The sequence below is a fragment of the Helicobacter pylori genome (assembly GCF_001998165.1).
Taxonomy (GTDB): Bacteria; Campylobacterota; Campylobacteria; order Campylobacterales; family Helicobacteraceae; genus Helicobacter; species Helicobacter pylori_DL.
The window spans coordinates 20,342-27,650 of record NZ_MTWR01000025.1 but is presented as its reverse complement, the minus strand read 5'-3'; the positions used below and the strand labels follow the sequence as shown (position 1 = coordinate 27,650).

Annotated in this window: 9 protein-coding genes and 2 pseudogenes; 5 read left to right on the top strand and 6 right to left on the bottom strand. The window is 37.4% G+C overall.

Translation table 11 applies throughout. From position 1 onward, the window contains the following. Window positions 1-9: 9 nt before the first annotated feature. The 3 genes and pseudogenes from BZK24_RS09370 to BZK24_RS03720 form a co-directional block, all read left to right on the top strand. Window positions 10-465, top strand: coding sequence for a hypothetical protein (locus tag BZK24_RS09370; RefSeq protein ID WP_171972393.1), 456 nt, complete (start codon window positions 10-12; stop codon window positions 463-465). After that, complete coding sequence (locus BZK24_RS03725) at window positions 455-1,045, top strand: hypothetical protein (RefSeq protein ID WP_077656610.1); 591 nt, start codon at window positions 455-457, stop codon at window positions 1,043-1,045. The genes BZK24_RS09370 and BZK24_RS03725 overlap by 11 nt, the downstream gene beginning before the upstream one ends. A gap of 21 nt (window positions 1,046-1,066) precedes the next feature. Then, a pseudogene (locus tag BZK24_RS03720) lies at window positions 1,067-1,627 on the top strand (DNA cytosine methyltransferase); the annotation flags it as partial. 100 nt (window positions 1,628-1,727) lie between these two features. Here the strand turns inward: BZK24_RS03720 and BZK24_RS03715 are convergent. Next, on the bottom strand, window positions 1,728-1,931 hold the full coding sequence (locus tag BZK24_RS03715) for a hypothetical protein (RefSeq protein ID WP_001874022.1): 204 nt from the start codon (window positions 1,929-1,931) through the stop codon (window positions 1,728-1,730). Next, window positions 1,931-2,803, bottom strand: coding sequence for a class 1 fructose-bisphosphatase (locus BZK24_RS03710; protein WP_077656608.1), 873 nt, complete (start codon window positions 2,801-2,803; stop codon window positions 1,931-1,933). Before BZK24_RS03710 ends, BZK24_RS03715 begins: the two co-directional genes overlap by 1 nt. Window positions 2,804-2,873: 70 nt before the next feature. Here BZK24_RS03710 and rpe point away from each other — a divergent pair, with 70 nt between their 5' ends. Both rpe and BZK24_RS03700 read left to right on the top strand, forming a co-directional pair. Beyond that, entirely contained in the window at window positions 2,874-3,527 is a 654-nt protein-coding gene (rpe, locus tag BZK24_RS03705) for a ribulose-phosphate 3-epimerase (RefSeq protein WP_077656607.1), read from the top strand. Then, a complete protein-coding gene (locus tag BZK24_RS03700) occupies window positions 3,505-4,368 on the top strand; it encodes a 3'-5' exonuclease (RefSeq protein ID WP_077656606.1) in 864 nt (287 codons plus the stop codon). The genes rpe and BZK24_RS03700 overlap by 23 nt, the downstream gene beginning before the upstream one ends. A gap of 25 nt (window positions 4,369-4,393) precedes the next feature. On the opposite strand, the gene BZK24_RS09795 is transcribed toward BZK24_RS03700, so the two are convergent. From BZK24_RS09795 to rpsB, 4 genes and pseudogenes are all read right to left on the bottom strand, one after another. Next, window positions 4,394-4,528 (bottom strand): hypothetical protein, encoded by a 135-nt coding sequence (locus BZK24_RS09795; protein ID WP_001874023.1) that lies wholly within the window; start codon window positions 4,526-4,528, stop codon window positions 4,394-4,396. 150 nt (window positions 4,529-4,678) lie between these two features. Next, window positions 4,679-5,293: pseudogene (locus BZK24_RS03695) on the bottom strand (hypothetical protein); the annotation flags it as partial. Window positions 5,294-5,353: 60 nt separating this feature from the next. Continuing rightward, window positions 5,354-6,421 carry a translation elongation factor Ts gene (gene tsf, locus BZK24_RS03690; protein WP_077656605.1) on the bottom strand — a complete coding sequence of 356 codons (1,068 nt, stop codon included), beginning with the start codon at window positions 6,419-6,421 and terminating at the stop codon, window positions 5,354-5,356. After that, entirely contained in the window at window positions 6,421-7,215 is a 795-nt protein-coding gene (gene rpsB / locus BZK24_RS03685) for a 30S ribosomal protein S2 (RefSeq protein WP_000258279.1), read from the bottom strand. Before rpsB ends, tsf begins: the two co-directional genes overlap by 1 nt. Window positions 7,216-7,309: the final 94 nt, after the last annotated feature.

Genomic DNA, 7,309 nt, shown 5'->3' with positions numbered 1-7,309 from the left:
GCTTTAGCTATGGGGAGTATGTCAAAAGAAAAAAGTATCAGCCCATGTTTAGTGGATGATTATCGTTACCTAAATAAGGGCATACCGAATTTTTTTGATTATAATATCAAAGACAAGAATGAAGCAAAGGAAAGACAAGATGAAAAAGAAAAAATAGAAGCCGAAATGGAAAAAGACAAGCAAGACAGCGATGAATTAAAGCATAGCGAAATTGACACAAAGGACACACAAATGAGCCAACCATTAGAAACATTAAATAAGGATAAACAAGCCATGAGTGAAGCAATTAGAAAAGATATTGAAAAAGACAAAGAAAACCTCGCACGAGTTGAAGCCGATGAGGGCGAAAAAGGCTACGAAAAAGAGACACAAAGCAAACGCTATGCCGATGTAAATGGATGGGTAAGATTTAGAGATAATATAAGCCTTGAAAAAAATTTAAAAGGAGTAAAACATGGGATTTAATTATAATCAAACAACGACTTACAATGGGCATTTTAATTTAGGGATAAGCACTAATAAACCAATCGCAGGGCTTTTAATGTATCAAAAATATTTAGATAATTTACTCACCGCAGTCAATAACACTAGTGAAACTTTACTAGTAGGGCAACCGATAACACTCAAAATCAGTGCCACACTAAAAAGCAGTTTGGCAAGAATAGATCAAGATATATTAGAGATTAGTGAAACGCCTATAGAAACAAATGAGATTCTAAATGGTATTTTTATTGGCAATCTTGCTACAAATGAAAATGGAACATTACGCCCAACGCAGACAAGCTATGTCGCCGAAATTGGCAGTGGTGTAGAAATGTTCTTGCCATGCGACTTAAGTTTTCTAGGGCAATCAAGTAGGCAATTTATCAGTTGGAATAAAACCAATCAGTGCTACACTTTAGAAGAAACTGGCGTGGAAAGTTTTGGTTCTCAAAAAGTTTCTTTAAGAAGCAATGTCGTTGAAGGCAAGCAAATCATATTTGACCCCAATAACCCAACGCAGACAATCTTTAAAGACTGCTATGTGATTAAAGTCAGATTATAAGCAAAGGAAATAACAATGGCTAATTTATTACCCTTTAATTTTACATTCCCTAAACCCACCCATTTAAGTGATGAAATTAATACTAAGCTAGATTTTAAAAATTTACCCACAAGCTTTAAAAAACCTTTTTTGATTAGAGACGCTTTTAATTTGATTGATTATTCCAATTTAGACGATACAGACAATTTGCCCATGCAACACAACCCTAAAACAATTGAGCGTTTTAAATACATACAAGAAGGCAAAAATATCCAAGAATGCATTGAGAGTTTGCCTAAGCATTTACAAATCTCTAAATTCTATTCTAGAGGCAATACCATGCGTTTAAAAATGGACGCCTTATCTCCTACTTTAGTGCCAGGGCATAGCAATTTCCCCTTACACCCAACAGAGCATAGAAGCATCACCATTAGAGAAGCAGCAACCATTACCGGCTTTCCTATTTATTACAAATTTTTTGGCTCACACACCAAGCGTTGCGAACAAGTGGGCAATGCTGTGCCTATCGCTTTATCTAGCGCGATTGCTAAGGAAGTTAAAAGATTTTTAGATAGTTTAAAACCAAAAACTATATTTTTGTAGCTGTTTTTACTCTTTTTGTATTTATTGATAAAATTCTTTAAATAATATAAAAATAAAATTAAATATTGAACATTAAATAAGGCTTATGCGTATTTGATGATTAATTAAAATCAAACCCGCCCGCTTCGCCTAAACTCATGCTCTCATAAGCCGCATCCACATAGCTGTTGCGGATCTTGCAATTCAAAACCTTCTCGCATTTCAAGCAACTCGCTACTTGCTTTTCTTCTTGGCATGCTTGTAATTTCAAAAGAGCGTCATTAAAACGCTCTTCATATTCTAATTTTTTAGCGCTATTTTGCATCATTCTCCCTTTAAATATTTTTCTAAAATCTGAGCTTCATGCGGGCTGGCTAAATAGCATTCGCTTTTTTCATGGTAGCTTTCCACGCTTTGTTCTAGCAAACGCTTTTTAACCCCTTTATCAAAATAAAACGCTTCCCCTTTAGCTTTTTCAATGATCAAGGCTAAAGGAAAGACTTCAAAAAGCTTTCGCAATTTCTTTTGCGGGTAGGAAAACACCCCGCCTTTTTTAACCAACACATGATGGACATCAGCCACCATAGACCCTGAGTATCGTAAGCGGTAATTTTCTGCAAAAAACCCTTCTAAAGCCTTTTTTAAGCCCAAAGAAAAATCCTTTTGATTGCCTCCGCTAGCGACGATTTTACCCTTATTTTCTAAAACGATGGTTTCTATAAAATGAAACTTGTTTTGATAAAAGGCGTAACGATAAACTTCTTCTAAAGCCACCATTAATTCTATTTTATGCCCAAAAACCACATAAAGGCTTGCGGCTAAATTTTGTGCCTCATAATCCTTTTCATAAATCCCTACAATCGTGCCTACTAAGAAATTCGCCTCCATCACTGAACTCCCGTCTAAGGGGTCATAAGCGATCAAATAAGAGCCGTTTTCTTTAGTAATAGGCGTTTCTTTTTCTTCGCTAAAAACGCTTTTCACATTCTCTAAACTCAAAAAAGTTTCTTCTAAAAATTTGTCTAGGGCTAAATCCGCTTTAATAGGCGTATCCCCGCTGCTGTTTTCTAGCTTAGTGTAACTCCCAGCGTCTGGCTTTTCTAAAATCTCTTGGGCTTTTTTAACCCCTTTTTCTAAAAGACTGATGATTTCTATAACGATGTTCGCATGCTTGCCTTTAAAACGTTTGTAATCCATAAAAACCCTTTTATGATTTGATTAAAGATGCTAATATTTTACTTGAAAACATTGAAAATAGGGAAGTATTTTGAAAGTAGCCCCGAGTCTTTTGAGCGCTGATTTTTTGCATTTAGCCAAAGAGATAGAGAGCGTGAGTAACGCTGATTTTTTGCATGTGGATGTGATGGATGGGCATTATGTGCCTAATTTAACCATGGGGCCTGTGGTTTTAGAGAATGTTACTCAAATGAGCCAAGTGCCTTTAGATGTGCATTTAATGGTAGAAAACGCGAGCTTTTTTGTAGGATTATTCGCCCCTCTAAACCCACAAATCATTAGCATTCATGCAGAAAATGAAAAGCACCCCCACAGGGTGTTGCAACTCATTAAAAATCTAGGCATCACGCCAGGCGTTGTCCTAAACCCCCACACGCATGAAGAAAGCATTAAATACTTGCTAGAAAGCGTGGGGCTAGTGCTTTTAATGAGCGTGAATCCGGGCTTTGGCGGGCAGAAATTTTTAGATCTGGTGCTAGAAAAATGCCTGAAAGTCAAGGAATTGATTAAGCGCTACAACCCTAGCTGTCTTTTAGAAGTGGATGGGGGCGTGAATGATAAAAATATCTTTGAACTCCAACAAGTGGGCGTGGATGTGGTGGTTTCAGGGAGTTATATTTTTAAATCCAAAGATCGTAAGCTGGCTATTGAAGGCTTACAGAATGTCAGACAACCTCTTGCATAAAGACATCCAAGCCCTAATCGCTCGCTTAAAGTGCCAGGATTTAAGCTTGGGCATGCTAGAAAAATCGCTCTCTCGCCTTATTAATGATGAAATCAATTTGGAATATTTAAAAGCGTGCGGGCTCAATTTCATAGAAACGAGCGAAAATTTAATCACGCTCAAAAACCTTAAAACCCCCCTTAAAGATGAGGTTTTTTCCTTTATTGATTTAGAAACCACCGGCTCTTGCCCCATAAAGCATGAGATTTTAGAAATCGGGGCCGTGCAAGTGAAAGGGGGGGAAATCATTAATCGTTTTGAAACCCTTGTGAAAGTCAAAAGCGTGCCTGATTATATCGCTGAGCTTACAGGCATCACTTATGAAGACACCCTAAACGCCCCAAGCGTGCATGAAGCTTTGCAAGAATTGCGACTTTTTTTAGGCAATAGCGTGTTTGTGGCCCACAACGCTAATTTTGATTACAACTTTTTAGGGCGTTATTTTGTAGAAAAATTGCATTGCCCCTTATTGAATTTAAAGCTTTGCACTTTGGATTTATCCAAACGAGCCATTTTGTCCATGCGTTATTCTTTGAGCTTTTTAAAAGAGCTTTTAGGGTTTGGCATAGAAGTCAGCCACAGAGCCTATGCGGACGCTTTAGCGAGCTATAAACTCTTTGAAATATGCTTGTTAAACTTGCCCAGCTACATCAAAACGACGATGGATTTGATTGATTTTTCCAAATGCGCTAACACCTTGATCAAAAGACCCCCAAGAGCCAGATACCAAGAGATCCCATCGCCATTCCCTCTTTTTGAGAGAACAAAGGGTTTGTTAGACATTATGAAAGCGACCAGTTAAACGAAAGCTGTTTAAGTGGGTTTGATTAGGGGTGAAATTTTAACATATCCACTTGATACTTTTGAATATTGCCTAGTATTTTAATCTTGTCGGTTACTTCACACTCATCGTAATTTTGCGTTTGTGGAACTAATAAGCCCGGTATGGTTACATGGGGCATTGCTCGTAACTTTGTGCACTTCCTGTGCTAGATACAAATGTATGGGGTATCATACTACAAATTAGTGGCATTCATCCCAAACACTAAAGATGTTTGGGATTTCTGCTTGGGTGGTTTAAACTTTACACGATAGCCTAATTCTTCATAAATTTTTAAAATCGTTTCTTCTATGTTTTTACGATGCACTAATTTGTTTTTAAATTTAAAAATGGCTAAAACTTGGAGCAAAAAATACACTTCAAAAAATCTAATATCATGCACATAATAAGGCGAGATCACTTTAAAATCCCTGTGTTTTGTCTCTCTTAACTTTTCCAATTCGCTATCATTAATGCATCTAACGGCTAAATTATGCGAATTGATTTCTAAAATTTTCTTGCTTTTAGGGTATTTGAAAAGCCCCACATTAAAGTCGTTGTTTTTCAACACGCTTTCAGGAAAAACCAACACGCTATTAAAATTTTGGCAAAAGGCATAATTTTTAAGGCTTAGATGATTTTCAAAAAAATATTCGTATTGAAAAATTTGACCGATACCACGCACATACTCGCTCACCCCGATAGCTCCGCCCTTACACTCTATGATAGCCCTAACTTTATTTCTTTCAAAAAGCGTGAAGTCTGCTGTAATGCCATTGATATAAGCGTCCTCTCTTAAAAGCTTAAAATCCTTATAATCCATTTCTAAAATAGAGCAAATATCTTTTTGAATGTTGTTGTTACTAGCGATTAAGTCTTGGAAGTCTTTTTCTAGTCTGTAAGGCATGTTAGTTTATTGATGGTTAAGTTATGAGAGATTTTAAGCGCAAAAACGCGCTTTAAAACCCTATTTCATTTGCAAAGCCACTTCTTCAGCGAAATTCTCTGCCTTTTTCTCAATGCCTTCGCCCAATTCAAAACGCACATACTCAGTGATTTTTAAATCATCATCCCACTCTTTGGAACAATCAGCGATGACTTGAGCGATAGTTTTTTTATCGTCCATGACATAGAATTGCCCTAAAAGGGTCAGGCGTTGATCAATAAGGGTGTTATCAGCGATGAATCTTTCCATCTTTCCAGGAACGATTTTATCCCAGATTTTTTCAGGCTTGCCTTGCGCTTTTAATTCGTTTTCAAAAGCTTTTTTTTGATGGGCTAAAACTTCATCGCTCAATTCAATGCGGCTCCCAAAAGTGGGGATATTTTTTAAAGGTTTGCCCAAACGTTTAGCCTCTTCATTGTCTTTTTCAATTTCAGCGATCAAGGCTAAAGTTTCTTTTTTGACAAAATCAAGGCTAAAGTCTTTGCAATCTAGCACTTGAGGTTTCATCGCTGCGGCATGCATAGCGATATTTCGGGCCAGTTCAACCACTTTTGGAGCGTTTTTTTCATTATCGTATTTTATACCGATTAACACGCCCACTCTGGCGTTAGAATGCGCATAGCCATTGATGATATGAGAGCTAGGGGCTTTTAAATGAGCGATTTTTCTCACTAAAATGTTTTCACCAATCACAGCGATTTGAGAGTGCAAATATTCTTCAAAAGGCTTGTTGTCTAACGGGCTTTTAAGCAGTTCTTCTGGGGTATGAATATTATGGGCTTTGATCGTTTCTAAAGTTTTTTTCACCAATTCCTTAAAGCCCTCATTTTTAGCCACAAAATCCGTTTCGCTATTGATTTCTACCATCATTGCGCTTTTAAAATCAGGCGCTACTTCTAAAGCGATTACGCCCTCAGCAGCGATCCTATCGGCCTTTTTAGCGGCTTTACTCAAGCCTTTTTCGCGCAAGAAATCAATAGCCTTTTGCAAATCCCCAGCCACTTCTACAAGGGCTTTTTTGCAATCCATCATGCCCGCATCGGTTAAATCCCTTAATTTTTTGACTAGTTGGGCGCTAATTCCTGACATTATTCGGCTCCTTGAGTGATTTCTTTTTGGATTTCAGCGAGCATTTCTTCTTTTTCTTCATTGCTCACATACTCTATCTCTTCGCTGTTTTCATCCGCATGGACGATTTCTTCTTGCATGAGTTCTCGCCCCTCTAAAATCGCTTCGCTCATTTCTTTACAAAATAGCCTAATAGAGCGGATCGCATCGTCATTTCCAGGAATGGGGTAATCCACTAAATCAGGATCGCAGTTAGTGTCTAAGGGAGCCACGATAGGGATATGGAGTTTTCTGGCTTCAGCGACAGCGATTTTTTCTTTAGCCACATCAATCACAAAAATCATATCAGGGATTTTTTTCATGTGGCGTACCCCACCAAGATACTTGTCTAGCTTTTCTTTTTTCCTTAAAATCATGAGCTTTTCTTTTTTAGTCAATAGATCAATTTGACCGCTATTTTCCATTTCTTCAATGATTTCTAATTTCCTAACCGATTTTCTAATGGTGCTAAAATTAGTCAGCATGCCACCAAGCCAGCGGTAATTGACATAAGGGACTTGAATGCTTTCAGCAAATTCTTTCAAAGTCTCATTGGCTTGTTTTTTAGTGCCTACAAACATGATGCTTTTGCCTTGAGCGCTCGCATCGCGCACGATATTATAAGTGTATCTAAAATAGCGCAAGGTTTTTTGCAAATCAATAATATGGATATTTTTCCTAACGCCAAAAATGAATTTTTTGGTTTTAGGGTTCCAACGCCTTGTTTGGTGTCCAAAATGTACACCGCATTCTAATAAATCTTTCATGGTTACCATGAGAATATTCTCCTTAAAGTTATTTTGGTTCTCTTCCTCCATGCTCATTTGATTCTTAAATTTCTTAAGAACACCTAAATACAAGGATTAGCAT

Coding starts and splice junctions, on each gene's coding strand:
- BZK24_RS09370 (WP_171972393.1), top strand. CDS start 10: ATGGGGAGTATGTCAAAAGAAAAAAGTATCAGCCCATGTTTAGTGGAT.
- BZK24_RS03725 (WP_077656610.1), top strand. CDS start 455: ATGGGATTTAATTATAATCAAACAACGACTTACAATGGGCATTTTAAT.
- BZK24_RS03715 (WP_001874022.1), bottom strand. CDS start 1,931: ATGCAAAATAGCGCTAAAAAATTAGAATATGAAGAGCGTTTTAATGAC.
- BZK24_RS03710 (WP_077656608.1), bottom strand. CDS start 2,803: ATGGATTACAAACGTTTTAAAGGCAAGCATGCGAACATCGTTATAGAA.
- BZK24_RS03700 (WP_077656606.1), top strand. CDS start 3,505: ATGTCAGACAACCTCTTGCATAAAGACATCCAAGCCCTAATCGCTCGC.
- BZK24_RS09795 (WP_001874023.1), bottom strand. CDS start 4,528: ATGCCCCATGTAACCATACCGGGCTTATTAGTTCCACAAACGCAAAAT.
- tsf (WP_077656605.1), bottom strand. CDS start 6,421: ATGTCAGGAATTAGCGCCCAACTAGTCAAAAAATTAAGGGATTTAACC.
- rpsB (WP_000258279.1), bottom strand. CDS start 7,215: ATGGTAACCATGAAAGATTTATTAGAATGCGGTGTACATTTTGGACAC.